This is a genomic window from Acidimicrobiia bacterium (assembly GCA_035651955.1).
GTDB lineage: Bacteria > Actinomycetota > Acidimicrobiia > IMCC26256 > JAMXLJ01 > JAMXLJ01.
In genome coordinates this window covers 84,982-109,866 of sequence record DASRES010000008.1, presented here as the reverse complement: position 1 = coordinate 109,866, position 24,885 = coordinate 84,982, and the positions used below count along the sequence as shown (strand labels likewise).

Below are 24,885 nucleotides of genomic sequence, written 5' to 3'. Positions count from 1 at the left end.
GTCAGCGCCGTGCGGTCACGCGGGCGGCTCGGGGGAGACTCGTTCGCACCGCAGCGCGTGCCCTTCGCTCGTGAGGCATCGACCCGTCTCGAGGTCCCACTCCCAGTCGTGCACCGAGCAGTGCAGGACCCCGCCCTCGATCGTGCCGAAGCGTGTGAGATCGGCCTGGCGGTGCGGGCAGCGGCGCTGCAGGCGCCAACCGCCGGACACGAACGTCTCGTCCTGTCGCAGCCGGTCGTGGTACGCGCGCTCGACATATGCCATGCGCGCGGGTGAGAGCGACTTGAAGAACGTGTGCACGTACTCGTTGAACGGCCCGTTGCGGTGCGCGCGGAACCGGCACGACAGGAGCAGCGAGTTCACCCAGTCGTCGAGGTGCCGCTCGATGCAGGCCTCGACGAGGGCGCGGTCGACGTCGAGCCGGTAGACGACGTCCTCGCCGTCCCACTCGCGCACCTCGCCGCGCACGAAGTCGACGACGACACCGACGTCGCCGAGATGCAGCAGGACGTTGCCGCCGATGCCCGAGCGCGTCAGGGGCGCGTCGACGAGCAGCGGCTCGAACCACGCCCGGAGGTCGGCGACGACGTCGCGCCGACCGCGCGACCACGACTCGCGCTCCGCCGTGAGCCAGCTCTTCCAGTCCGCGCGGTACTGCTCGAGATAGGCGCGCTTGTCGGTGAACGGCTCGATCAGCTCGTCCTCGGGGACGGGCTGACGCACCGTCACCTCACCGTGCGCGAGCTCGACGGCGGTCCCGGGAACGACGAGGTGAGCAGGGACATCGCGCCGTTGCAGCCGCTCCAGCCACACCGTCTGGTCCGGGAAGATGTTGTCGTCGGCGCGGTCGAAGTCGTTCAGCTCCCACAGCTCGTCGTCGAGGAAGCACGGGGGTCCCGCGCTCGGGAAGACGTGACGCGCGCGCATCATCGCGACGTAGCGCTCCGCACGGTCGAGACCGTTCGCGCGCTTCTCGGTCGCGAGGCGCGCACGCTCCGCAGGCGGGAAGTCGTAGACGACCGGGTACCAGCTCGCGCCCGAGAACTGCAGGAAGTGCGCGTCGAACGGGCCCGCGGCCTCGATCTCGCCCGGGTCGCCCGGACGTGCGTCGTTCTGGTTGAGGACCCGCGCGGTCTCGTCGGCGAGGACGATCGCGGAGTCCCCGAGCGGACCGTCCGCGGGCGCCGTCATCGCGAACACCGTCACCTGCAGCCCGCCGAGGTCGACCCGACGCGCGTGGCGCGTGCGCACGAACTCCGTGAACCCGAGCTCCCGCAGGGCGTCCTCGAGGAACGGCACCCGGAACGCCGGGAGCAGCACACGCGCGCGCTTGTCGACGTGGCGCGCGAGGAAGTCGGGATCGAAGTGGTCGCGGTGCAGGTGCGAGACGTAGAGGTAGTCGGGCGAGGTGAACGGCGCCGGATCGAGCCCGTCGTTGCGCGGGAACGGGAACCACGACCCGAAGTACGCGGGCGTGAACCACGGGTCGCACAGAACCGAGCCGCCACGCGTCTCGACGAAGAGACCGGCGTGGCCGAGGAACGTGACGCGCATCCGGCAAGCCTACGGTCGCTCCCACCGCAGCCCCGGATACCGGCCCCGCAGACGCTCGCCGCTCAGGCCGATGGTCGCGCTCGCTGCGGGCCGGGATACCCGGCCCGCGGACGCTCGCCGCTCAGGCCGATGGTCGCGCTCGCTGCGGGCCGGGATACCCGGCCCGCGGACGCTCGCCGCTCAGGAAAACCGCGCCTCTCGTGCGTTCGGCGGGTACGGTGCGCCGCGGAACAACCACGGCGGGCACAGTGGGCGGAGCATTCCGAACGGCCCATTCCGAACGGCCTGGCCGATCGACCCTGGGATCCCGAGCTGGGAGGTCTTGATGAACCGTAGGGAGCTGGTGCTCGCGCTCGCGGAGCGTGCCGACACCGACCGTCGCACAGCGGACGAGATGCTGTCGTCCCTCGTCGACATCATCACCGAGACGGTGTCGACGGGCGAGCCCGTCGCCATCTCCGGCTTCGCGAAGTTCGCCCGCGTCGACCGCAAGGCCCGCATGGGCCGCAACCCGCAGACCGGCGAGGCGATCAAGATCGCCGCGTCCCGCAAGGCCCGGATCACCCCGCTCAAGGCCTTCAAGGACTCGGTGATGACGGGCAAGCGTGCGAGCGGTCGCAAGTCGCCCGCGAAGAAGACTGCCGCGAAGAAGACCGCGGCGAGGAAGGCACCCGCCCGCAAGGCGACCGCGAAGAAGACGACGGCGAAGAAGACCGCGAAGCGCCGCTGACCAAACCCGCGAAGATGCGGCACTGACGTACGCAATGCGTTCGTCAGTGCCGCATCTTCGCGTCCGGGCCCCGGCGGGATACGTTCCCCTGCGTGCCGGAGCGTGAGCCGATCCCCGAGGGACTGGACGACGCGGCCCGCCGCGGCATGGCCGTCGCGTTCCATGCGGGCGCGGACCCGTGGCGCGTTGCCGTCGTCTCCCCACACGGCACGCTCACGTACGGCGAGCTGAACGCGCGCGCGAACCGGCTCGCCCGCGCGCTGCGCCGGCGCGGCCTGCGCGCCGGCGACTCGGTCGCGCTGCTGTGCGCGAACCGTCCCGAGTTCGTCGTCGCGTTCGTCGCGGCCCAGCGCTCGGGCCTCCGCCTCACGCCCGTCAACTGGCACCTGACCGGGCCCGAGGCCGCGTACATCGTCCGGGACTGCGACGCGCGTGCACTCGTCGCTGACGCGCGCTTCGCGGACGTCGCGCGCGACGCCGTTGCCGACGGCGACGTGGTCCGGATCGCGGTCGCGGGTTCCATCGCAGGCTTCGAGGACGCCGACGACGTGATGGACGCCGAGGACGGCCGCGATCTCGAGGACGCGACGCTCGGCACGACGATGCTCTACACGTCGGGGACGACCGGGCGGCCCAAGGGAGTGTTCCGGCCGGACGGGCTGCGCGCCGACCCGACCCTCGCGATCCGGATGCACGGGTACCGCGCGGGCGACGCGCACCTGTGCACCGGGCCGATGTACCACGCCGCTCCGATGCTGTTCTCGCTGACCATCCCGCTCGTCGCGGGCGTGCCGATCGTCGTGATGGACGGGTGGGACGCGCGTCGCGCGCTCGAGCTCGTCGAGGAGCACCGTGTCACGCACACCCACATGGTCCCGACCATGTTCCACCAGCTCCTCGCGCTGCCGGACGACGTGCGCCGCGCGGCGGACGTGTCGTCGCTGCGCTCGGTGTGGCACGGCGCGGCACCGTGTCCCGTCTCGGTGAAGCGCCGGATCATCGAGTGGTTCGGCCCGATCGTCAGCGAGTACTACTCGGCGACCGAGGGGCTGGGAACGTTCGTCGACGCCGCGACGTGGTTGCAGCATCCGGGCACCGTCGGTCGTCCGTGGCCCGCCGACCAGGTCGTCGTCGGCGACGACGAGGGCAACCCGCTCCCCGCCGGTGAGGTCGGCGTCGTGTGGCTCAAGGCCGCGACCGTCGGACGCTTCGAGTACCACGGCGACCCCGAGAAGACGAAGCAGACGTACCGGGGCGACTACTTCACGGTCGGGGACCTCGGCTACTTCGACGCCGACGGCTTCCTCTACCTGACCGACCGCAGCGCGGATCTCATCATCAGCGGCGGCGTGAACGTCTACCCCGCGGAGGTCGACGCCGTGCTCCTCGAGCACCCGGCCGTCGGTGACGCCGCGACGATCGGCGTCCCGAACCCCGAGTGGGGCGAGGAGGTGAAGGCGGTCGTCGAGCTGCGGCCCGGCGTGACGGCGAGCGACGCGCTCGCGGACGAGCTGATCGCGTTCTGCCGCGACCGCCTCGCGCACTACAAATGCCCGCGCTCGATCGACTTCGTCACGACGCTGCCCCGCAGCGACACCGGCAAGGTGTACCGCCGCCGCCTGCGCGACGAGTACCGAACGAGGGAGAGCACGTAGATGCGATACCGGCCGCTGGGGGACTCGGGTCTCGTCGTGTCCGTGGTCGGGCTCGGCGCGAACAACTTCGGGATGCGCGTCGACCTCGAACGCACGCGCGAGGTGGTCGACGCCGCCCTCGACGCCGGGATCACGCTGATCGACACCGCGGACGTCTATGGAGGCCGCGGCGGCAGCGAGACGATGCTCGGCGAGGTCCTGAAGGGGCGCCGCGACGACGTGGTGCTCGCGACGAAGTTCGGCATGGACATGGGCGGCGCGAACGGTCCCGACTGGGGTGCGCGCGGGTCGCGCCGCTACATCCGCCGCGCGGTCGAGGCGTCGCTCGAACGGCTGCAGACGGACTGGATCGACCTGTACCAGTACCACGCTCCCGACGGTCTGACGCCCGTCGAGGAGACGCTCGGCGCGCTGCACGAGCTCGTCCTCGAGGGCAAGGTCCGCTACGTCGGGTCGTCGAACTTCGCGGGTTGGCAGGTCGCGGACGCCGACGCGGTGGCGCGCCGCAACGGCTTCACCCGCTTCGTGTCGGCCCAGAACTCGTACAGCCTCCTCGATCGGACCGTCGAGCGCGAGCTCGTCCCCGCCTGCCGGCACTACCGCGTCGGCATCCTCCCCTACTTCCCGCTGTCCAGCGGCCTGCTGACGGGGAAGTACAAGCGTGGCGAGGAGCCGCCCGAGGGCACCCGCCTGGCCGCGAACCCGCGCGCGCTCACCGACCGGGCCTTCGACACGCTCGAGGCCCTCGAGATCTACGCGCGCGAGCGGGGCGTCACGATGCTGACCGTCGCGATCGGTGCGCTCGCCGCGCTGCCGGCCGTCGGCTCCGTGATCGCCGGCGCGACACGCGCGGAGCAGGTCCGCGCCAACGTCGCCGCGGGCGACTGGCAGCCGAGCGCGGAGGATCTCGCCGCGCTCGACGCGATCGTCACACCGGGGCGTCGCAACGCGTAGCGCTCAGTAGCGCACCCAGGCCTGCGGCGTCTCGTAGCCGACGCTCGGCTTGGTCCAGTCGCACACCCCGCTCGGGAAGATGCGGGCGAGGCGAGCCTGCTGCGCGGCGTCGAACGTCACGTCGCCGTAGTCGTGCATGTCGACGGGCTTCAGCGCGCACTTGACGATGTCGTCACGCGTCGGCGCGCCGGCCGCGGTGCGCGAGTCGCCGAACGACGGGTAGGCCTGCGTGCACGCGGCGTCGTGCTCGTTCACGCCCGGCCCGGTGAGCTTCTTGCCGTCCGGGAGGATGCAGGTGTCCACCGCGGCCGCCGGGCGCTTCCCCGTCGTGAGCCACTGGTCGAGCAACGTGACGAATTGCACCGCGCCGACCGTCGCGCCCGTCGCCGACCCGCCGATCGTGGAGCCGGGCGGGACGGTCCACGTCACCTCGTTCGCGTCGTCGCTGCCGAGCCGGGCCCGGATCTCGAAGATGCGGAACCGGTCGTGAATGTCACCCTTGTCGTCCGTGTAGACGTTCGTCGCGACGACGGGGATGCTCCGCACCGCGCCACCCTCGAGGATGCGTCCGTCGCGGTAGGCGCGCTGCACCGCGGCCACCGGGGCCACCTCGCGCGGCGCGACGGGATTGCCGTCGATGTCGTAGCCGCCGACGCTCTCGTTGAGCTGCAGGAACTGGTCGACGGTGATGACGTGATCGCGCAGGGCCTGCAACCCGTACTGCACGCCGACGTTGTCGAGCGGGCGGTACGCGAAGCCGGTCTGCGGGTCGATGCCCGTCTGGTTGCGGTTCGCGTCCTGCAACGTGCAGCGCAGTCCCGTGGGATTCGTCTTCGCGTCGTAGATCTGCGAACGCGGGATGCGCGAGTCGCAGCCGACGGTCGGGTCGATGTTCGACAGGAACGACGACACCCACAGCGCGCACGTCCCCGTCGTCCGGTGCCCCTCGACGGCGGCCTGCTGCGCCGAGCTGAAGCCCTTGCCCGCGTTGCTACGGAAGTAGCGCTGCAGGAGGCCGCAGTCCGACACGCCGCCGGCGATGCTGATCGCGTCCGGGAACGGGAGGATCGGCGAGATCGCGTCGAGGATCCCCGGGTAGTCCTGCGAGATCAGCAACTGCTGGATCGCGCCGCCCGAGCCGCCGGTGCCGATCGTGAAGCGCGGCGGCCCGTAGCGCTTGGCCACCTGCTCCTTGACCATCATCGCGGTCTCCGCGGACAGCACGTCGTTGCACTGCACCTGGAACGTGTTGAACGTCGCGGTCGCGATCGCGTAGCCGGCACCGAGGAGGCCGGCGTCGACGGTCGGCGTGCCGAGCGCGCTGCCCTGCGCGTAGCTCGTGCCGCAGCCGCCGCCGAACTCGTAGACGAGCCGGTGGTTCCAACCACGGTCGTCGAACGTCTTCGGCGCGTTCGACCCGCTGAGCGCGCCGGGGTCCAGGATCGAGACCCAGTAGACGGCCCGGTTGATGGTTCCCTCCTCTACGCGCACGATCTCGTCGACCCGCTTGCCGTCGACGGTCGTCGTCGCGAGATCGGCGGGGCGCGGCCCCGGCACCGTGAGCGGGAGGAAGCTGCCGTTGGTCGAGCGGTACTCCCACGTCGTCTTCGGGGGCGCGCCGCAGTCGGCGTCGGTGGGCGCGCCGAGCCCGAGCTGCTGCGTCGTGCAGACGAGGAGGGGAAGGTGCGGACCCGAGAACACCGGGCCGGTGATCGGGTAGTCGTGCACGTCGAGCGTCGCGCGACGCGAGCCCGCGACCGCGGTGATCGTGTGCGCGCCGGGCGTCATCCCGCCGACGAGCGCGAGCACCGTCGTACCGTCGCGTCGTTGGTCGCTCGTCGCGGCCGGCTTGCCGTCGAGCTCGAAGTGGACGTTCGGGTCGTTCCCGACGCCGTCCACGCGGACGAGCGTGTCGACGCCGGTGACCATGTCCGGCCGGCTGGACGCGTCGGTCAGCCCGATGTGCCCGGCCGTCGTGGTACGCGACGAAGCGGACGAGTGCTTGCTGCCGCCGCTGCACGCCGCCGCGGCGAGGACGAGTCCGGCGAGGAGCGCGAGGGCGCGGCCGTGTGGGGAGTGGAGGCGCATTGCGGCATGCTTTCACGCCCTGGACGCGAGGTCCCGGCATCCCGGTTTCGTGCCGCCCGCTGCCGTCGTACCCTCGCGCTCGTGACCGACCTGCTGGAGCTGCAGGAGCGCGCGGCGGGCGAGTTCGGGAAGCGCGTCGACGCGGTGCGCGACGACGAGTGGTCCGCGCCGACGCCGTGCAACGAGTGGAACGTCCGCGCGCTCGTCAACCACATCGTGTACGAGGACCGCTGGGCCCCGCACCTCGTTCGAGGCGAGACGATCGAGCAGGTCGGGACGCGCTACGACGGTGACCAGCTCGGCGACGACCCTCGCCGCGCGTGGACGGATGCGCGCGCGGCCGCGCTGTCCGCGTTCCGCGCACCCGGCGCGCTCGACGGGACGGTCCATCTCTCGTACGGCGACGAGTCGTCGGCCGTGTACCTCGGTCAGCTCACTGCGGACCATCTGCTGCACGCCTGGGACCTCGCCCGCGGCATCGGCGCCGACGACACGCTCGATCCGGAGCTCGTGCAGTGGGCGTGGGACACGATGAAGCCGCAGGAGCAGATGCTGCGCGCGAGCGGCCTGTTCGGGGAGGCGCTCCCGGTCCCCGACGACAGCGATCTCCAGACCAAGCTGCTGGCCCTCGTCGGCCGCCGGCGTTGAGGGAGGTGGGATGCGGTTCAACCACATGGAGCTGACGTTCGCTCGCGGCACCCTCGACGACACGATGCGCGCCGACGTCGATGCGTTCTACGAGTCGATCTTCGGCTGGCGCGGCTCGGACGTCGACGTCGTCGGCCAGCGCGCGCACTACCTCCACGTCGACGACGGCCAGTTCATCCTGCTCGCCGAGAGCGGCAAGCCGATGTCGTCGCCCGGCTACGACCACCTCGGCCTGCTGCAGGCCACCCGCGACGAGGTCGACCGCCTCCTCGAGCAGTGCAAGCGGTACCGGGAGAAGGACGACCGCGTGCAGATCAAGGAGTACGAGGACCTCGTCATCGGCGACCTGACCGTCCACGCGTTCTACGTCAAGTACCTGCTCCCCATCTACTTCGACGTCCAGTGCATGGAGCGCGCGTAGCGGACGGCGCGTCGAACATGCGCTCGTACACGGCCTGGAGACTGTCGACTGCCGGTGCGCCACGCGCGAACGCGGCACGGACGGCACGAAGCGTCTCCGTCGTCTGAACACGCCTCTCGAACGCCTGCGCTCGCAGCCGCGCGGCGTTCGCACACGTCTCGCGCACGTACTCGGCGCGGTCCCAAGCCGAGCGGTACATGCGGTCGCTCATGGTGCGACTCTCCTGCCCGGCCGTGCGAGGGCGCAACCAGCCTTCGTGACACTCGCCGGACCGAGGTCCGCGCTTGCACGCCTTCGGAGCTGGGTACGGTCGCGAGCACTCGCCGACTTTGGTGACTCTCGGGCGCTGCTAGGACCCTCGCTGCTCTTCCGAATGGAGCAACGGTCAGTGTGCGCCGCTGAGGCCGACGACTTCCGACTGCCAGGAAGCGGGCCTCATGCTCCGAACACCCGAGGACTTCGCGTCGTTGTACGCGGACGTCGCCGAACAGCGGGTACGCGCCGAAGCGAACGTTGCGGCTGCCCTCGCCGCCCGCGCGGCGGCCGCAGACATCGCGCGGGTCGCGTGGGGCGCCCGCACCGTGAACCGATCTCAACCTGAAGGCTGACTGACAGCTGCCGCTCTCTTCGACGCTGAGCCCACCACGCGCAACTCACGTTCAGTCGTAGTGGCGGAGGCGCGGCCAGATCACGGACCACGGCACGCGCTGGTCGCGACAGACGTACATCGCCACACCGCGCTCCTGCGGATCGATCGGTCGCGCGTCGGTGCTCTGCAGCGTGCCGACCTGCACGACGCTCCCCCAGTACCGCGACAGCACGCTGCGGTCGACGCCGACGGCGAGCACGGGACCGTCGCCCGCCCGACCGTAGCCCCACCACCAGTACGAGTTGTGACCGCTGATCGCTTCCGGGAGCCGCGCCGACGAGTGCCAGAAGTCGACGGCGCCCGCCTCGCTGTAGTCCTCGGTGAGGATCGTGGCGTGCGCCTGCTCGGGGCGCGGCAGCGCGTGGAAGCGCGCCGCGATCTGGTCGACGACGTCGTGCCAGCCGAGCATGCCGCCGATGTCCTTGTTGACGTTGTCGATGCCGAGCGCGGTCACCGTCCGGACGGGAAGCAGCGGTGTGAACAGGGGCAACGTGACGAGCCCCGTGACCACGACCGCGCCCGTCATCACGCGCCACGCTCGCTCCGTCCACCGCCGCTCGATCACGACCGCGCCCGCCGCGACGAGCGGCAGATACCAGGAGCCGAGGTAGTACGCCTTGCCCGCCGCGGCGAACAGCACGACGAGCAGCACGACGTAGCCGACCGCGAGCCAACGCCACTGCGCGAACGCGCGGTCGGACCACGCGCGGCGTAGCGCGGCGAGCCACACGAGCGTGCCCGCGAGCGACACCATGCCGAGCTGGAGCGGCAGGAACTGCGGGAGATCGCTCCCCGCGTTGTTCCGTCGCAGGTTGCGGAGGAACTCGAGCGTCGCCCAGTGATGAGTCGCCTGCCACACGACGTTCGGCAGGAACATCACGAGCGCGATCGCGACGGCCGCCCCCGCCCACCGGTTCGCGAGGAGCCGGCGCTGCGGTGTCGCGAGCAGGCCGACGACGGCGCCCATGATCCAGAACGCCATCGTGTGCTTGTTCAGCAGCCCGGCACCGCACACGACGCCGACCGCGAGCCACCACCGGACGTCGCCGGTGCGCACGATCCGCACGACGAACAGCGACGCGAGCGCCCAGAACACGATGTCGAGGGTGACGGTGCTGAGGAAGTGGCTCGTCGTGCCGTAGAGCGGGCCGAACGCCGCGACGGTCGCCGCGAGGACCTGCGCGCGCCGCCGGCCACCGAGCTCGCGTGCGAGGAGCGCGCCGAGCACGACGACCGCTCCGCCGATCAGCGCCGGGAAGACGTGCAGCGCCGGGATCGAATGGCCGAACACGGTCTCGCCGAGCCGGTAGATCCACGGGACGAGCGGCGGGTGGTCGACGTACCCCCAGGCGAGATGGTGGCCGCCGGCGAGGTAGTAGAACTCGTCGCGGTGCGCCCCGTAGAGGGCCGACGTCGCGAACTGGAACACGATCTTCCCGACCGCGATCGGCAGCACGATCCGCCACGCGATGCGCGCCAGTCCACGCGTGTCGTCGCCCGCGACCGTGCGCTCCGGTGCGGCGACCGCGGTCACGACCCCTCGCTCAGCAACGACGCGGCGAGCATCGCGAGCACCGTGCGACGCGCGCGAGCGTCGTCGACATCGGCGGAGTCGGGATCACCGAGCCGGTGGCGCGCGAACCATGTCACGGTCTCGACGACCAGACGCGCGGCGATCGCGGGATCGTCGACGCGCCGGAACGCTCCCGACGCCGCGCGCCGCTCCACGTAGCGGGCGAGCATGCGCAGGATCTCGCGCCGCACGCCCTCGTAGAAGACGCGGCTGAGCTCCGGCCAGTCGCGCGCGGAGCGCTCCAGCATGTCCGCCGCGAGCCGCGTCCGCACCGTGACGTCCCACAGCTCGTCGAGCACCGCCACGAGCTCCGCGCGCGCGTCGCGTGTCGACCGGCGCTTCGCGGCCGAGCTCAGGACGGGGAGGCCTGCCGCGACGTCCATCCGCTTCGCGACGCGCGCGAGCAGCTCGTCGCGGTCGGGCGTCGGGAGCGGCAGGTCGGCGTCGGCGTCGATCTCCGCGAACGTCCGGTCGACGACGAGCGCGAAGAGCGCCTCCTTCGACGCGACGTACCCGTACAGCGTCCCGAGCGCGATGCCCGCCTCCCGTGCGACGTCGACCATCTGCGCGTCCCGGAACCCGTTGCGGGCGAACACGCGCAGCGCGGCGTCCGCGACGTCGGCCAACCGGCCCGGTGCACGCGTCCTCGGCACCCCCGGATACTAGAACAGCCGATTCGGTTATTTCAAGATCCGCCGACGGGGGTCCGGTCGGCGACCGGCACGCGTTTGTGCCCGGCGCGCGAGGGGAACGCGAACCGCACCGGACAGGAGGAGACGTGACGGAACCGACGGTTGAGACGTTCGCGGCCGAACCGGTCTGGCTCGACGACCAGGTGATCGTCCGCCTCTCGGGTGAGCTCGACATCGACACCGCGCCCACGCTGCGAGGCTGCCTCGAACGGGTCGCGCTGGTCGGTCAGCACAAGATCGTGATCGACCTGTCCGAGCTCGAGTTCTGCGACAGCACCGGCATCGGCGTGTTCATCGAGTGGCAACGACGCGCGCGCGAGGGCACGTTCGACCTCGTGCTGCGCTCGCCGCGCGCGCACCTCCGCCGCCTGCTCGAGTTCGCGCTGCTCGACGGTCTCGTCGAGGGGCGGGCGGCCGAGCCCGACGCCGACGGCGAGACCGAAGCCGGCTAGGCCGTTCCCGCGACCACCTCGCCGCGCGCGGCCGCGGCCTCCGGCTCGAACACGAGCGGCAGGCTCTCGGTCTGGCGGATGCCGGGCGAGTACTTGAGGTGCGCGTCGGGCGCGATCCGGTACTCCGGGATCCTGCGGTGGAACTCCTCGAGCGCGACGCGCAGCTCGAGCCGCGCGAGGTGCGACCCGAGACAACGGTGGGGACCGGCACCAAACGCGACATGACGGTTCGCCTGGCGCGTGAAGTCGACCGCGTCGGCACCGCCGAAGGCCTCCTCGTCGGAGTTCGCGGCACCGATCACGATCGCGGCGCGGTCACCCTTCTTCAGCTCGACACCGCCGAGCGTCGTGTCCTCCTTGAGGACGCGGGCGACCATCTGCACCGGCGTCTCCCACCGGATCAGCTCCTCGACCGCACCCGATGACAGCGTCGGGTCGTCGACGAGGCGGCGGCGCTGCTCGGGGTGCTCCGCGAGGTACGCGATGAAGCAGTCGAGCGTCGCGGTGACCGTGTCGAGGCCGGCGAGCATCAGGAGGTGGCACATGCCGAGGAGCTCCTCCTGCGTGAGCGGCCGGCCCTCCATCTCCGCGTGCACGAGCCGGCTCAGCAGCCCGTCGTCCGGGTGCTCGCGCCGTTGCGCGATCGCGCGCTCGAAGTACTCGTTGACCTCCCGGCCCGTCTGCTCACGAATCGCGACCGCCGCGTCCCAGTCGTTCGGGTCGACGTCCGGTCGCACGGTGTTGTCACGCCACTGCAGCAGCAACGGCAGGTCGCTGATGGGCAGACCGAGCAGCAGCAGGAACACCGTCGACGGCAGCGGGGTCGCGAACTCCTCGTGGAAGTCACACTCGCCTCGCGACGCGAACCCGTCGATCAGGCGGTTGACGTACTCGCGCACGCCGGGCTCGAGCTCGGCCATGCGCTTCGGCCCGAACTGCGGGTCCAGCAGGCGGCGGTAGCGGGAGTGGTCCGGCGGGTCGACCTGCAGCGGGATGAGCGCGTGCTCCTGCCCGATCGACACCGCGTCGGGCGCCGACGAGAACTGCTCGGGATGGCGCAACGCGTGCCACACGTCCTCGTAGCGCGAGATCGTCACCTCGGGAACACCGTCGAAGCCGGTTCCGCGCGCGACGGGACACTCGTCGCGCATCTTGCGGTACGCGTCGTGCGGCTCGTTCGCGTTCTCGGGCGTGAACAGGAACATGGTGGGGTCGTCGTACAGGTCCGACATCACGACTCCTTGTCGTCGCTCGAGCCGTCACTCGAAGGTCGTGGGCCCGCGCCGGGTGCGGCGCGAAGCCCGTTCCACCAGAACTGCCAGAGGTAGGCGGCGGTCTCGGTCGCGTCGGCCCGCCCGATCGTCACGTCGTGGATCGCGGTGAGCAGCAACCCGAAGACCGTCGCGGCGTCGCGCGCGGGATCCGCGCTGCGCGCGACACCCGACGCGACCGCGGCCGCGATCTCGTCGGCGAGCAGGTCGACCATCGGTGCGAGCGCGCCGCGCAGCTCGTCCGGACGATGCTCCGCCAGACGGCGGTGCTCGCGCACGAGCACACCCGCATACCCGGCCGCGCCGGGCAGCGCGACCATCGCGAACACGCCGTCGACGTACGCGCGCAGCCTCGCAGTGGGATCGGTGTGCTCGTCGACGACCTGCGCGAGGAGCTGCGCACCGATGCGGGTGTCGTCCTCGAGGAGGGCGAGCAGCAGGTCGTCCTTGCCGCGGAAGCAGCGGTAGAAGGTCTTCAGCGAGAGGCCCGAGCGCGCCGCGACCTGCGGCACCGTGAACGCGGCGTTGCCCGACTCGTCCGCGAGGTCACGAGCCGCCTGCACGAAGCGCTCCATGCGGGCGACCGAGCGCGCCCGCGCGGTCTCCAGCGAGCGTTCGAGCGCGCGCTCCTGCCACGCGGGGGCGGTCGTCGGCACGTTCGGCGTGGTCCCGGTCATGTCGGCCTCGGCCGTGTCGTCGGGTGCGGCGGTCGGGCGTCCGGCGCGGTCCGCTGACCCTGTTGTTGTACCCGGTGGAGAACGTCATTATCCCACGCAGTCAACGGCAGGGCCAACGCGCCCGCGCGCGCGGTCCCCGGCCGGGGCCTCGTGGCAGGTCAGGCCGGGTTCAGCCGCCCGCCGCGGCGCCCGACCCGCCGCCGAACCGGCCGCCACCGCCGAAGCCGCCGAAGCCGCCGAAGCCGCCGGTGCCGGCCGCGCCGCCGATCGTCACGCGCGTCGCCTGGTAGGTCCCGTCACTCCCCTGGGGGCCCTGGACGACGACCGTGTCGCCGATCTTCACGTCGGCGAGCGAGCCGGCGTCGGTCTTCGAGAACTGCGACCCCGGGTTCGTCGCCACCTTCACCGTGTTGCCCTGGAAGTCGGTCACGTAGATGTTCGAGCCGTCGATGAGCTTCACCTGGCCGACGACCCCACGCCCGTTCGCCGCGCCGGCTCCACCGGCGCCGGCCGCACCCGTGCCACCCGCGCCCCCCGTCCCAGTACGCGCGCCGCCGCGCAGCGCGGCGAGCGCGTTCAACGCCGACGAGGTAGAGCTCGATGACGACTTCTGGTGCTTCTGCACGAGCACGCCTGCGTAGAACGCGACGCCCGCGACGACCGCGAACGCGAGCACCGTCGTCACGATGCTGATGCGCCGGCGGCGCGGCGCGATCGCGATCGGCGTGTCGTCGTCGGGACCGCCGTCCGACCCGCCGCCGTTCACGTCCCGCGCGTCGGCGTCGTCCGGCTCGTGCAGCTCGGTCCACACCGGCTGCGTGATCTCGAGCTCGTGCTCCGGTTCGCTGCTCATGCTGGTGCTCCTGGTGTCACACCGTCTGGTCGCGCTCGACGCTCATTCGTGTCGCAGCGCTTCGATCGGGCGCAGGCGCGCCGCGCGACTGGCGGGATAGATGCCGAAGAAGAGGCCGACGGCGAGCGCCACACCGAACGCCAGCGCGACCGAGTAGGCCTGGACGAGTGGTTGCACCCCGACGATCTTGAAATTGCTACCGACGATGCCGGCAACGACACCGAGGACGCCGCCGAGCACGCTCAGCAGCATCGCCTCGACGAGGAACTGCAGCATGATGTCGCTGCGCCGCGCGCCGACCGCCTTGCGGATGCCGATCTCGCGCGTCCGCTCGGTGACGCTCACGAGCATGATGTTCATCACGCCGATCCCGCCGACGAGCAGCGAGATCGCCGCGACCGCGCCGAGCAGCACGGTCAGCACGTGGTTCGTCTGGTTCGACGTCGACAGCAGCGATGCCTGGTTCAGCACGGTGAAGCCGAGCTGCGTCGGGTCGGTCACGCGGTGCGTCGACATCAGCGTCGACGTGATCTCGCTCTGCGCCGCGTCCATCGCCTTCGACGACGTCGCCTCGACCGCGATCTGGTTCACGTTGCCCGTGTTGCCGGTCAGGCCGTCCTGCACCGCGGTGATCGGCGCCATCGCGACGTCGTCCTCGTCCTGCAGGCCGTTCGTCCCCTTCGACTGCAGCACGCCGATCACCTGGAACGTCGTTCCGCCGAACTGCGCGTTCAGCCCGACGGGATCGGCGCCCTGACCGAACAGGTTCGTCACGACCGTCTGGCCCAGGACGACCACGCGCGCGTGCCTGGTGACGTCGGTGTTGTCGAAGAACCGGCCGGCCTGGATCTTGTAGTTCCGGATCGACTCGTAGACCGGGGTCGTGCCGACGAACTGGCCCGGCTGGTACGTCGCGCCCTGGTACGTCGCGGTCACCTGTGCGTTGACGACCGGCGCGACCGACTTCACGTCGGGCGTGTTCTGCTTGCTCTGGAGCGCCTTGACGTCCTTCAGCGTGAGCTGGTTCGCGCGCGGCTGCGTGCCGGTGAAGGCCCGGCCCCCGCGGCCCGCGCCGAACCCGCCCCGGAACACCGTCAGCGTGTTCGTGCCGAGGCTCTGGATCTGCTCCTGCACGTTGTGCGACGAGCCGGTGCCGACCGCGACGAGGAGGATCACCGCGCCGACGCCGATGAGGATGCCGAGCATCGTCAGCGCGGAGCGCAGGCGGTTGGCGACGACGCCCGCGATCGCGAAGCGGAGGTTCTCGGTGATCTTCACGACGTCAAGGCGACACGCCGCGCGGCCCGTCGCTCGTCCGCGACGATCCGTCCGTCGCTGAACCGCACAATCCGCTTCGCGTGGTCGCCGACACTCGCCTCGTGCGTGATGACGACGACGGTCCGGCCCGCGTCGTTGAGGCCGTCGAAAATGTCGAGCACCTCAGAGGCCTGCGACGTCGCGAGGTTCCCGGTCGGCTCGTCGGCGAGCAGCAGCGGCGGGTTGCCGACGATCGCGCGCGCGATCGCGACGCGCTGTTGCTGGCCGCCGGAGAGCTCGTTCGGGCGATGACGCACGCGCGTGCCCAGCCCGACGGACTGCAGCGCGCTCATCGCCAGCGCGCGACGTTGCCGGCGCGGCACGCCGGCGTAGACCAACGGCAGCTCGACGTTCTCGAGCGCGTCGAGGCGCGGCAGCAGGTTGAAGCTCTGGAACACGAGCCCGATCATCCGGTTCCGCACCGTCGCGAGATCGACCTCGTCGAGCTCGGTGACGTCGTAGCCGTCGAGCAGGAAGCGCCCGCGCGTCGCCGCGTCCATGCACGCGGCGATGTTCATCAACGTCGTCTTGCCCGAACCCGACGGACCCATGATCGCGACGTACTCGCCGCGGTCGACGCGCAGCGACACGTCGCGGAGCGCGTCGACGCGCGCCTCGCCGACCCCGTACGTCTTCCAGACGTGCTGCATCGAGATGACCGGGCGCGGCATCCGCCGCGCGACGTCAGCCACCGCGACCGCCGAACCCACCGCCACCGAAGCCGCGCCCGACGCCGCCGAGCCCGCCGCCGCCCAGCCCGCCACCACCGAGCCGGTTCGTCAACCCGCTCGTCCCCGACCCCGTCGTCGCCGACGCGCCGGGTGCCGACACCGACGTGACGACACGGTCACCCACCTTGAGGCCCGTGAGGACGACGGTGTCGGTGTCGCCGACCATCCCCGTCGTGACCGGCGTCGTCACCTGCTTCTTGCCGATCAGCACGCTGACGGTCGCGTTGGCGCCGCTGCCGCGCACGGCCGCGCTCGGCACGTGCAACACGTTGTCGGCCTCACCGGTGATCACCGTGACCGACGCGGTCATGCCCGGCTTGACGTTGGCGGCCGTCTGCGTGAGTTGCACGTTCACCTGATACGTGACGACGTTGCTCACCACGGTCGACGTCGTCGCGACGCTCGTCACCACACCCGGCACCGTCGTGCCCGGCAGCGCGTCGAACGTGACCGTCGCCGGCTGACCGGGCTGGACCTTCGTCGCGTCCGACTCCGAGAAGCCCACGCTCACGTCGAGCGACGACACGTCGACGAGCGTGATGAACGAGCTCGACGACGACGAGCTGCCGGAGGACGCGCTCGACGACGTGCCGGTGCCGGAGGAGCCGGTCGTGACCGCAGCGGTCGCGCCGGTCGCGCCCGTCGTGCCGCCGCCCGTCCCGCCGGTGCCGCCCGTCCCGCCGCCCGCGCCCCCGCTACCGCCCGACGCACCCGAAGCACCGGATGCGCCCGAGGAGCCCGACGCGCTCGACGACGACACCGCGCTGTTGCCGCCTCCGCCGACCGTCTGGCCGACGCTGCCGTTCACCGCCGTGACGACCCCGTTCGACGGCGCGACGAGCACCGTATCGTCGAGCGCCTTTTGCGCGTTCGCCTGACTCGCCTGTGCCGAGATGATCGCCGCCTGGTCCGCGGCGACGTCGGCCTGCTGCGGCGGCTCGGCCTTCACCGCGTTGGACGCGAGCGTCGTCTGCTGCTGGTTCTGCGCCTGCGTGAGCGCGTTCTGGGCCTGGTCGACGGCCTGCTGGTCCTGCGCGAGCTGGTTCGCGGGCGCGTGCGCGGCCTGGTCGGCCGCGAGCTTCTGCTGCGCGTTGGCGAGGTTCTGGCTCGCGGTGTCGACCGCGCTCTGCGCCTGCTGCGCGGCGAGGTTCAGCTGGTTCTGCTCGGCGGGCGTGAGCACCTGCTCGAGCTCCTGCAGACGCGCCTGCGCGGCGTTCGTGTTCTGTTGCGCCGCGGCGAGCTGCTGCTGCGCCTGGGTCGCGTCGAGCTTCGCGAGCACCTGACCCTTGGTCACCTGCTGGCCCGGCGAGACGTCGATCTCCGAGACCGTCCCGCTCGTCGCGAACCCGACCGAGTACGTGCCGGCGGGGACGACGTTCCCGGTCGCCTGCACGCTCGACTGCACGACGCCGCGCTGCACCGTTGCGGTCCGGATGATCGGTGCGCTCGAGCCCGACGCACCCACCGACGTGGCGGCGAGCACCACGACCGCGACGAGCGCGGCCGCGAGCACGACGTCGTACCACTGGACGCGACGGCGTTGCGGACGGTCGAAGAGCCCTGCGGACTCGTCCGCACGCGCGTCGACGGCCTCACGCCGAGCCAGCGCGCTCACGCTTGAGAGCCACCTGTCGTGCTGCTGGTGCCGCCGTTGTCACGGCCGCCGTTGCCGAAGAAGCGGCCACCGTTCGGCAGGAGCGGCGCGCACACCTTGTTCGCGGCCTGGAACGTCGGGTCGTTGCGGTTGATCCCGCGCAGCCCGCCGAACCCGTTGCCGTTGCCCTGGTCCGGGATCGTGACGCCGTGGTCCTTCATGCAGCTGCGGTACGCGTTCAGCGCGGCCTGCATCTGCTGACGCTGCTGCTGCGTCTGGGGCGGCAGCTTGCTCTGGCACGCCTGCTGCGCGGCCTGGAGCTGCTGGCGCTGCTGCGGTGTCAACGGCGCGCGCGACGACGGCGGGGTCGATCCGTCGTTCGGGGCGCCTTCCCCGCCGCCGTTGCCACCACCGAACCCGCGGCCGCCGAACGTCACGCCGTGCTGACGCAGGCACTGCCGGTACGCGGCGAGCGCGGGATTGTTGCGGCCGCGGCCCGTCGACGACGCGGTGGTCGTCGACGTCGACGAGCTCGTCTTCGACGATCCACCGCCGCCGCACGCGGCGAGCGCGATCGCGCCCACGACCGCGGTCACGATCACGGCGGCACGGCGCCCGTGTCGCGTCGTCGGTGCCTCGTTCACCGTCGTCCGTCTCATTGGCTCCCTCTCGCCGGAGCCTCCCGGCCTCCGGACGTGCCGTTTCCGGCGGCACATTGGACACCCTCGACCTGATGGCGACCTGAAGTACGCATGAGGATTTCCTGATATCCGCCAGATCGCGCCCGTCAGCCGGTCGACGCGCTTCCGACGGGGTCGATCACGGCGAGCTCCTCGTGTCGGGGGTTCGCCGGACACATCGGACGTCCGCATCGCCGACCCGACCCCCGACGCGTCCTTCTCAGCCAACTCTTCGGCGCTCCGGCCGCCATTCGTGGCGATGCACCGCACGACCGGGGTGCCCTCATGGTCGTCTCATCGTCGTCGCCGCTTCTCGCACGAACGTCCGTTCGCTACCGTGGAACGACCGTGGCCGTCCACCAGCCGTCCTTGCTCCATCTGGGCGAACCGCGCGTCGACCGCGGCGCCCTCATCGAGCGCGTCCCGCTGGACGAGCACTCGTGGGTCGACGTCGGGCGGGGGTTCGTCCTCGGTGCCGACACGCTCCTCGACCGGCTGCTCGCGCGCGTCGAGTGGCGGCAGGGCCGGCGCTGGATGTACGAGCGGATGGTCGACGACCCGCGCCTGTCGCGCCATTACACGCGCGACGAGCCGCCGCCCGACACCGCGATCGCGGACATCGGCCGCGCGCTCGAGGAGCGCTACGGCGTGCCGTTCGGCGGCGTCGGCGTGAACTACTACCGGGATGGTCGCGACAGCGTCGCGTTCCACCGCGACCGCGAGCTGCGCCGTCTCGACGACGGTCTCGTCGCGATCGTCACGCTCGGCGCGCGCCGCCCGTTCCTCGTCCGCCGTCACGAGCCGCCGCGCGGCCGGTCACGCGACTTCTCACCTTCGCGCGGTGATCTCGTCGTGATGGGCGGCCGCTGCCAGATGGACTGGGAGCACGGCGTGCCGAAGGTCGCGAGCGCGGGCCCCCGCATCTCGCTCTCGTGGCGCTGGTCCCGCGACCCCTCGTCAGCCTGACGCGTGTTCGAGGCACGCGGCCGGCTGGCATGCGTGCGCCGCATCCGGGTGCGTGACGCTCGTGACGCTCGCGCCCCGGCGGATCGTCCCGAACGCGATGACGCCACCGGCCGCGGCGACGAGCGCCGCGATGCGCAACGCGGTCGGGTACCCGCTCGCGAACGCGCCCTTCGCGGTGCCCGTCATGCCCGCGACGGCGGGCACGACCGCGATCGCGAGCAACGACGCGAGGCGCGCGACCGCGTTGTTGATGGCTGACGCGATGCCCGCGTGCCGCTCCTCAGCCGCGGCGAGCACCGCCGCAGTGAGCGGGGCGACCGTGATCGTGAGGCCGATGCCCAACACGACGACACCCGGGAGCACGGCCGTGAGATACGAGTCGCCCGCGCTGATCTCACCGAGCAGCGCGAGCCCGACCGCGACGACGAGCGGCCCGACGGTCATCGGGATGCGCGGACCGATGCGTTGCGCGAGTGCGCCAGCCCGCGCGGAGAACAGGAACATCAGGATCGTCAGCGGCAGCAGTGACGCGCCCGCGTACAGGGCGCTGTAGCCGAGATCGACCTGCAGGTGCACGACGACGAGGAAGGTCGCGACACCCAACGCGGCGTAGACGGCGAGCGTCGTCGCGTTCGCGCCGCTGAACTGCGACGACCGGAACATCGCGAGCGGGACCATCGGCTCGCGTGCGCGCAGCTCGACGAGCAGGAACGCCGCGAGCAGGACGACACCGCCGATGCCGGCACCGACCGACAAGGGCGGCCACTGCTTCGCGGGCCCCTCGATGAGCGCGTACACGACGCCGGCGAGACCGAGCGTGAGCGTCGCGGCTCCCGCCACGTCGACGTGGCCGCTCGCCTCGGTGTCGCGTGACTCGGGGACGTGTCGTTGCACGATCCACACCGTCACGAGGATGACGGGCAGGTTCACGAGGAACACGAGCCGCCACGACACCGCGTCGACGAGCCATCCGCCGAGGAACGGGCCCACCGCCGTCCACACCCCGGCGAGCCCGCTCCACGCGCCGATCGCGCGCGGGCGGTCGTCGGGATGGAACGACGAGGAGATGATCGCCAGGCTTCCCGGGACGAGGAGCGCGGCCGCGATGCCCTGCAGGACGCGCGACACGATCAGGACCTCGACGTCCGGCGCGACCGCGCACGACGCGGAGGTGACGAGGAACCCGAGCAGTCCCCACACGTACACGTGACGGCGGCCGCGCAGGTCGCCGAGCGAGCCGCCGAGGACGATGAGGGAGCCGAGCGTCAGCAGGTAGCCGTCGAGCACCCACTGCAACCCGGCGAGGTTCGTGTGCAGACCGTGCCCGATCGCGGGCAGCGCGACGTTGACGACGGTGCTGTCGAGGAACGCGACGCCCGAGCCGAGGACGGTCGCGGCGACGACCCACCGCCCGCGGGGCGTCGCGAGCCGCAGCGGCAGGTCCGTCGCGGCCGGCGTCACCGGCGTCCCGGACGTCGTTCACGCCGCATGAAGAAGGCGAGCACCCCGATCGTCAACGCGATGACCTGCCCGCCCACGACGATGCGGTTCACGTCGATCGCCGGCTGCCACGACACGTTCCCGTCGCGGATCACGACCACGCCTGCGGGACGAGCGCTCAACTTGAGGCCCGCCCGCCGCGCGCCGCCGCCGCGACCCTCGGCCCGCTTGCCGCCCGCGCGCCCCCGCAGGCGCGCGGCGGGGATGACCGTGACCCCGTCGCGCTCGATCGGGTCGCCGAAGACCCGTCGCGCCGTCAGCACCTTCCTGGTCGCGCCCGTCACACCGCCCGCTGCCATCGCGTTCCTCCGTCTCTCCGTGTCGGCGCCGTCGCGACACGAACTCCCCCAGCCTCCCCCTGATTCCGCGCCCGCGCCCGTGCCGGTGCCCGCGCACCGGTCCGCGTTCGCCGGTTTGCGGAGCGCGCGCGAGGGGTACGCGGCCGCCTCGGCTCGGCGGAGTCCCACGAGAAGGAGGGGGTCTTGTCCAGAACCTTGTCCCGGGCGCTCGCCGCGATCGCACTCGTCGGCGGGACCCTCGTCGCGACGGCCGCGGTCACCAGCGCGCCCGCCGTCGGCGCGTCAGCATGGGCACCGGCCGCGACCGCGGCGATCCATCCGGGCGTGCAGACGTTCACCAACGGTGCGCAGTGCACCGCGAACTTCGTGTTCTCCGACTCGTCGAACGTCTACATCGGCCAGGCCGCGCACTGCGCGGGGACGGGCGGGAACACCGCGACGAACGGGTGCACGTCGGCGTCGCTGCCGCTCGGCACACCGGTCACCGTGACGGGTGCGTCGAAGCCGGGGACGCTCGTCTACAGCTCGTGGCTGACGATGCAGGCTCAGGGCGAGACGGACGCGAACACCTGCCAGTACAACGATCTCGCGCTCGTGCAACTCGACCCGTCCGACGTCGCGAACGTCAACCCGACCATCCCGCACTGGGGTGGACCCGACGGGATCGCGACGAGCGGGACGACGGTCGGCGAGCTCGTCTACTCGTACGGCAACTCCGAGCTGCGCGGCGGCGTCACGCGGCTGAGCCCGAAGACCGGCGTGAGCCTCGGCGACTCGGGCAACGGCTGGAGCCACGACGTGCTCACCGTGACCCCCGGCATCCCCGGCGACTCGGGCAGCGCGTTCCTCGACGCCCACGGCAACGCGCTCGGCATCCTGAGCACGTTGCAGCTCGCTCCGCTCGCGGGATCGAACGGGGTCGGCGACCTGAACCTCGAGCTGCAGTACCTGCACACGCACACGTCGTTCACCGCGGTGCAGCTCGCGCTCGGTACGCAGCCGTTCAACGGGAACCAGCTCCCCCTGGGCTAGCGGCCGAACGTGACGCGCACGTCATATCCCCGCTCTCGGCGCACACAGCGCCAGGCAACCCCGTGGTCGCACTCGCTCCTCGCGCGGGATAGCCGGCTCGTGACGCTCGCCGCTCCCGGGGCCCCGGCTCGCTGCTCGGCGGGATACCCGCCTCGCGGCCGCTCGCCTTTAGGCTCCCGCGCCGCAGATCACGCGGCGCGGGAGCCTTGACCATGCAGCAGTTCCGGGGCGTCATCGGGCGGTACCACTGGGAGTCGCAACCGTGGTGGCCCGAACCGGTGCGCGCGCCGCGCGGCGCACCCAACGTCGTGCTCGTCGTGCTCGACGACGTCGGCTTCGCGCAGCTCGGCTGCTTCGGGTCGGACATCGAGACGCCCTCGTTCGACGCGCTCGCGCGCGACGGGCTGCGCTACGCGAACTTCCACACGACCGCGCTGTGCTCACCGACTCGCTCGTGCCTCCTGACGGGTCGCAACCACCACTCGAACGGCATGGGCCGTGTCATCGAGCTCGCCAGCGGGTTCCCGGGCTACAACACGCAGATCCCGCGCGAGAACGGCTTCCTGTCGGAGATCCTGCGGGAGCACGGTTACGCGACGTGGGCCGTCGGCAAGTGGCACCTCACCCCCGAGGACGAGTGCAACCTCGCCGCGCCCCGTGACCGGTGGCCGCTCGGTCGCGGGTTCGAGCGCTTCTACGGCTTCTTCAGCGGCGAGACGCACCAGTTCGCGCCCGCGCTGATCCGCGACAACCACCAGGCCCGTCAACCGCGCCGCTGGCAGGACGGCTACCACCTGACCGAGGACCTCGTCGACGAGGCGATCGGTCTCGTCGCCGACCTGCGCGCGGTGGACACCGAGAAGCCCTTCTTCCTCTACTTCGCGACGGGCGCGTGCCACTCGCCCCATCAGTCGCCGGCCGAGTGGGTCGAGCACTACCGCGGTCGCTTCGACGAGGGTTGGGACGCGTGGCGCGAGCACACGCTGGCGCGGCAGGTCGAGCTGGGAGTGCTCCCGGCCGGGACCGAGCTGTCACCGCGACCGGAGTGGGTGCCCGCCTGGGACGCGCTGTCGCGCGACGAGCAACGGCTGTACGCGCGCTACATGGAGGCGTTCGCCGGCTACCTGTCGCACACGGACGCGCAGGTCGGCCGGCTCGTCGACTTCCTCCGCGAGACGGGCGACCTCGACGACACGTTGCTCGTCGTCCTGTCCGACAACGGCGCGAGCAGCGAGGGCGGGCCCGTCGGGTCGCTGAACGACGTGCGGATCTGGAACGGCGTCGCGCACACCGTGGACGAGGCGCTCGCGCGCATCGACGAGATCGGCGGCCCTCGCTGCCACAACAACTATCCGTGGGGCTGGACCGTCGCGGGCAACACACCGTTCCGCCGGTGGAAGCGCGAGGTGCACGAGGGCGGTGTCGCCGATCCGTTGCTCGTGCACTGGCCGAACGGGATCGGCGGGCGCGGTGAGACGCGCCGGCAGTACGTGCACGCGATCGACTTCGTGCCGACCGTGCTCGACGTGGCCGGCATCGACGCGCCCGACACGATCCGCGGCGTCACCCAACGCCCGATCGAAGGGGTCAGCTTCGCGGCGACGTTGCGCGACGGCGACGCGCCCGACCGTCACGAGACGCAGTACTACGAGATGTTCGGTTGCCGCGCGCTCTACCACGGCGGCTGGAAGGCCGTGACGTTCGTGCCGATCCAGTTCGGCGACCCCGCGATCGACCAGGCGCCGTGGGAGCTGTACCGCGTCACCGACGACCCGTCCGAGTGCCACGACCTCGCGGCCGAGCACCCGGACGTCGTGCAGGAGCTCGTCGAGCGGTGGTGGGTCGAGGCCGCGAAGTACCAGGTGCTGCCGCTCGACAACCGTCCGATCTCGGCGTTCGTGCTCGACCGCCCCCACGCCGTTCCGGCCCGGCCGTCGTACCTCTACCGGTCCGGCTCGTCGATGGTGCCCGAGGCCGCGGCCGTGAACGTGAAGAACCGCACGCACGTCCTCACCGCGGACGTCGACGTACCCGCCGACGGTCGCATCGAGGGCGTGCTGCTCGCACAGGGATCGTTCCTCGGCGGGTGGACGTGGTACGTGCTCGACGGGCGGTTGCGGTACGCGCACAACCTCGCCGCGCGCGAGCTCCATCGTGTCGAGGCCGCGGACCCGTTGCCGCCCGGCCGACACCGGTTGCAGTTCCGGTTCGAGAAGACGGGCGAGGCGCGCGGCGTCGGGTCGTTGCTCGTCGACGGGGCGGTCGTCGCGACCGGTGACATCCCGCACTTCACGCCGAACCGGTTCTCGCTCACCGGCGCCGGCCTCACGTGCGGCTACAGCGGCGAGCTGCCCGTCGTCGACGACTACGAGGCGCCCTTCACGTTCACCGGCGTGATCCACGGCGGCGTCCGCGTCGACGTCGACGGTCCCGCGTTCGTCGACCCGCAGGCCGAAGCCGAGATCGCGATCACGACGCAGTGACCCGTTCTGTGAAGCCTCATGCACCTGGTGTGTGGTTGACGCTTCACGGAATGACAGGGTGACGCC

At 71.5% G+C, this 24,885-nt stretch carries 22 protein-coding genes; 9 read left to right on the top strand and 13 right to left on the bottom strand.

What is annotated here, in order from left to right; translation table 11 throughout:
• Positions 1-15: 15 nt before the first annotated feature.
• Positions 16-1,554 (bottom strand): Rieske 2Fe-2S domain-containing protein, encoded by a 1,539-nt coding sequence (locus VFC33_02490; GenBank protein HZR12097.1) that lies wholly within the window; start codon positions 1,552-1,554, stop codon positions 16-18.
• A gap of 325 nt (positions 1,555-1,879) precedes the next feature.
• Here VFC33_02490 and VFC33_02485 point away from each other — a divergent pair, with 325 nt between their 5' ends.
• The 3 genes from VFC33_02485 (at position 1,880) to VFC33_02475 (ending at position 4,893) form a co-directional block, all read left to right on the top strand.
• Positions 1,880-2,284, top strand: a complete 405-nt coding sequence (locus VFC33_02485) for an HU family DNA-binding protein (protein HZR12096.1) — start codon at positions 1,880-1,882, stop codon at positions 2,282-2,284.
• 146 nt (positions 2,285-2,430) lie between these two features.
• Entirely contained in the window at positions 2,431-3,939 is a 1,509-nt protein-coding gene (locus tag VFC33_02480; protein ID HZR12095.1) for an AMP-binding protein, read from the top strand.
• On the top strand, positions 3,940-4,893 hold the full coding sequence (locus VFC33_02475) for an aldo/keto reductase (GenBank protein ID HZR12094.1): 954 nt from the start codon (positions 3,940-3,942) through the stop codon (positions 4,891-4,893). It begins immediately after the preceding gene.
• A 3-nt stretch (positions 4,894-4,896) separates the two neighbouring features.
• Here the strand turns inward: VFC33_02475 and VFC33_02470 are convergent, their stop codons facing one another.
• On the bottom strand, positions 4,897-6,981 hold the full coding sequence (locus tag VFC33_02470) for a DUF6351 family protein (protein ID HZR12093.1): 2,085 nt from the start codon (positions 6,979-6,981) through the stop codon (positions 4,897-4,899).
• Between the two features lie 81 nt (positions 6,982-7,062).
• On the opposite strand from VFC33_02470, the gene VFC33_02465 reads away from it, so the two are divergent.
• Both VFC33_02465 and VFC33_02460 read left to right on the top strand, forming a co-directional pair.
• Positions 7,063-7,629, top strand: a complete 567-nt coding sequence (locus tag VFC33_02465) for a TIGR03086 family metal-binding protein (protein ID HZR12092.1) — start codon at positions 7,063-7,065, stop codon at positions 7,627-7,629.
• A gap of 10 nt (positions 7,630-7,639) precedes the next feature.
• Complete coding sequence (locus VFC33_02460; protein HZR12091.1) at positions 7,640-8,050, top strand: VOC family protein; 411 nt, start codon at positions 7,640-7,642, stop codon at positions 8,048-8,050.
• Between the two features lie 659 nt (positions 8,051-8,709).
• Here VFC33_02460 and VFC33_02455 read toward each other — a convergent pair.
• Both VFC33_02455 and VFC33_02450 read right to left on the bottom strand, forming a co-directional pair.
• Positions 8,710-10,233 (bottom strand): glycosyltransferase family 39 protein, encoded by a 1,524-nt coding sequence (locus tag VFC33_02455; GenBank protein ID HZR12090.1) that lies wholly within the window; start codon positions 10,231-10,233, stop codon positions 8,710-8,712.
• A complete protein-coding gene (locus VFC33_02450; GenBank protein ID HZR12089.1) occupies positions 10,230-10,925 on the bottom strand; it encodes a TetR/AcrR family transcriptional regulator in 696 nt (231 codons plus the stop codon). Before VFC33_02450 ends, VFC33_02455 begins: the two co-directional genes overlap by 4 nt.
• A 125-nt stretch (positions 10,926-11,050) precedes the next feature.
• Between VFC33_02450 and VFC33_02445 the strand changes: the two genes are divergently transcribed.
• On the top strand, positions 11,051-11,416 hold the full coding sequence (locus VFC33_02445; protein HZR12088.1) for an STAS domain-containing protein: 366 nt from the start codon (positions 11,051-11,053) through the stop codon (positions 11,414-11,416).
• On the opposite strand, the gene VFC33_02440 is transcribed toward VFC33_02445, so the two are convergent.
• From VFC33_02440 to VFC33_02410, 7 genes are all read right to left on the bottom strand, one after another.
• Positions 11,413-12,648 carry a cytochrome P450 gene (locus VFC33_02440; protein ID HZR12087.1) on the bottom strand — a complete coding sequence of 412 codons (1,236 nt, stop codon included), beginning with the start codon at positions 12,646-12,648 and terminating at the stop codon, positions 11,413-11,415. The two genes, VFC33_02445 and VFC33_02440, sit on opposite strands and share 4 nt — an antisense overlap.
• Entirely contained in the window at positions 12,648-13,364 is a 717-nt protein-coding gene (locus VFC33_02435; protein ID HZR12086.1) for a TetR/AcrR family transcriptional regulator, read from the bottom strand. Before VFC33_02435 ends, VFC33_02440 begins: the two co-directional genes overlap by 1 nt.
• 169 nt (positions 13,365-13,533) lie before the next feature.
• A complete protein-coding gene (locus VFC33_02430) occupies positions 13,534-14,217 on the bottom strand; it encodes a hypothetical protein (GenBank protein ID HZR12085.1) in 684 nt (227 codons plus the stop codon).
• 42 nt (positions 14,218-14,259) lie between these two features.
• Complete coding sequence (locus VFC33_02425) at positions 14,260-15,495, bottom strand: ABC transporter permease (GenBank protein ID HZR12084.1); 1,236 nt, start codon at positions 15,493-15,495, stop codon at positions 14,260-14,262.
• Entirely contained in the window at positions 15,492-16,226 is a 735-nt protein-coding gene (locus tag VFC33_02420; GenBank protein HZR12083.1) for an ABC transporter ATP-binding protein, read from the bottom strand. The genes VFC33_02425 and VFC33_02420 overlap by 4 nt, the downstream gene beginning before the upstream one ends.
• Entirely contained in the window at positions 16,219-17,880 is a 1,662-nt protein-coding gene (locus VFC33_02415) for an efflux RND transporter periplasmic adaptor subunit (GenBank protein ID HZR12082.1), read from the bottom strand. The genes VFC33_02420 and VFC33_02415 overlap by 8 nt, the downstream gene beginning before the upstream one ends.
• Entirely contained in the window at positions 17,877-18,518 is a 642-nt protein-coding gene (locus VFC33_02410) for a hypothetical protein (protein HZR12081.1), read from the bottom strand. The genes VFC33_02415 and VFC33_02410 overlap by 4 nt, the downstream gene beginning before the upstream one ends.
• Positions 18,519-18,887: 369 nt before the next feature.
• Between VFC33_02410 and VFC33_02405 the strand changes: the two genes are divergently transcribed.
• Complete coding sequence (locus tag VFC33_02405) at positions 18,888-19,505, top strand: alpha-ketoglutarate-dependent dioxygenase AlkB (protein ID HZR12080.1); 618 nt, start codon at positions 18,888-18,890, stop codon at positions 19,503-19,505.
• On the opposite strand, the gene VFC33_02400 is transcribed toward VFC33_02405, so the two are convergent.
• Together VFC33_02400 and VFC33_02395 are read right to left on the bottom strand one after the other, a co-directional pair.
• Entirely contained in the window at positions 19,497-20,966 is a 1,470-nt protein-coding gene (locus tag VFC33_02400) for an MFS transporter (GenBank protein HZR12079.1), read from the bottom strand. The genes VFC33_02405 and VFC33_02400 overlap by 9 nt on opposite strands.
• Positions 20,963-21,304, bottom strand: a complete 342-nt coding sequence (locus tag VFC33_02395; GenBank protein HZR12078.1) for a sporulation protein — start codon at positions 21,302-21,304, stop codon at positions 20,963-20,965. Before VFC33_02395 ends, VFC33_02400 begins: the two co-directional genes overlap by 4 nt.
• 183 nt (positions 21,305-21,487) lie before the next feature.
• Between VFC33_02395 and VFC33_02390 the strand changes: the two genes are divergently transcribed.
• Together VFC33_02390 and VFC33_02385 are read left to right on the top strand one after the other, a co-directional pair.
• Positions 21,488-22,336 (top strand): serine protease, encoded by an 849-nt coding sequence (locus VFC33_02390; GenBank protein HZR12077.1) that lies wholly within the window; start codon positions 21,488-21,490, stop codon positions 22,334-22,336.
• Between the two features lie 212 nt (positions 22,337-22,548).
• Positions 22,549-24,819, top strand: coding sequence for an arylsulfatase (locus VFC33_02385; protein HZR12076.1), 2,271 nt, complete (start codon positions 22,549-22,551; stop codon positions 24,817-24,819).
• The last annotated feature ends 66 nt before the right edge of the window (positions 24,820-24,885 follow it).

What these genes read in the sequence shown, in the direction of transcription:
- VFC33_02470 (HZR12093.1), bottom strand. Translation starts at nt 6,981, where the DNA reads ATGCGCCTCCACTCCCCACACGGCCGCGCCCTCGCGCTCCTCGCCGGA.
- VFC33_02460 (HZR12091.1), top strand. Translation starts at nt 7,640, where the DNA reads ATGCGGTTCAACCACATGGAGCTGACGTTCGCTCGCGGCACCCTCGAC.
- VFC33_02475 (HZR12094.1), top strand. Translation starts at nt 3,940, where the DNA reads ATGCGATACCGGCCGCTGGGGGACTCGGGTCTCGTCGTGTCCGTGGTC.
- VFC33_02410 (HZR12081.1), bottom strand. Translation starts at nt 18,518, where the DNA reads ATGAGACGGACGACGGTGAACGAGGCACCGACGACGCGACACGGGCGC.
- VFC33_02430 (HZR12085.1), bottom strand. Translation starts at nt 14,217, where the DNA reads ATGAGCAGCGAACCGGAGCACGAGCTCGAGATCACGCAGCCGGTGTGG.
- VFC33_02385 (HZR12076.1), top strand. Translation starts at nt 22,549, where the DNA reads ATGCAGCAGTTCCGGGGCGTCATCGGGCGGTACCACTGGGAGTCGCAA.
- VFC33_02490 (HZR12097.1), bottom strand. Translation starts at nt 1,554, where the DNA reads ATGCGCGTCACGTTCCTCGGCCACGCCGGTCTCTTCGTCGAGACGCGT.
- VFC33_02485 (HZR12096.1), top strand. Translation starts at nt 1,880, where the DNA reads ATGAACCGTAGGGAGCTGGTGCTCGCGCTCGCGGAGCGTGCCGACACC.
- VFC33_02435 (HZR12086.1), bottom strand. Translation starts at nt 13,364, where the DNA reads ATGACCGGGACCACGCCGAACGTGCCGACGACCGCCCCCGCGTGGCAG.
- VFC33_02440 (HZR12087.1), bottom strand. Translation starts at nt 12,648, where the DNA reads ATGTCGGACCTGTACGACGACCCCACCATGTTCCTGTTCACGCCCGAG.
- VFC33_02395 (HZR12078.1), bottom strand. Translation starts at nt 21,304, where the DNA reads ATGGCAGCGGGCGGTGTGACGGGCGCGACCAGGAAGGTGCTGACGGCG.
- VFC33_02480 (HZR12095.1), top strand. Translation starts at nt 2,431, where the DNA reads ATGGCCGTCGCGTTCCATGCGGGCGCGGACCCGTGGCGCGTTGCCGTC.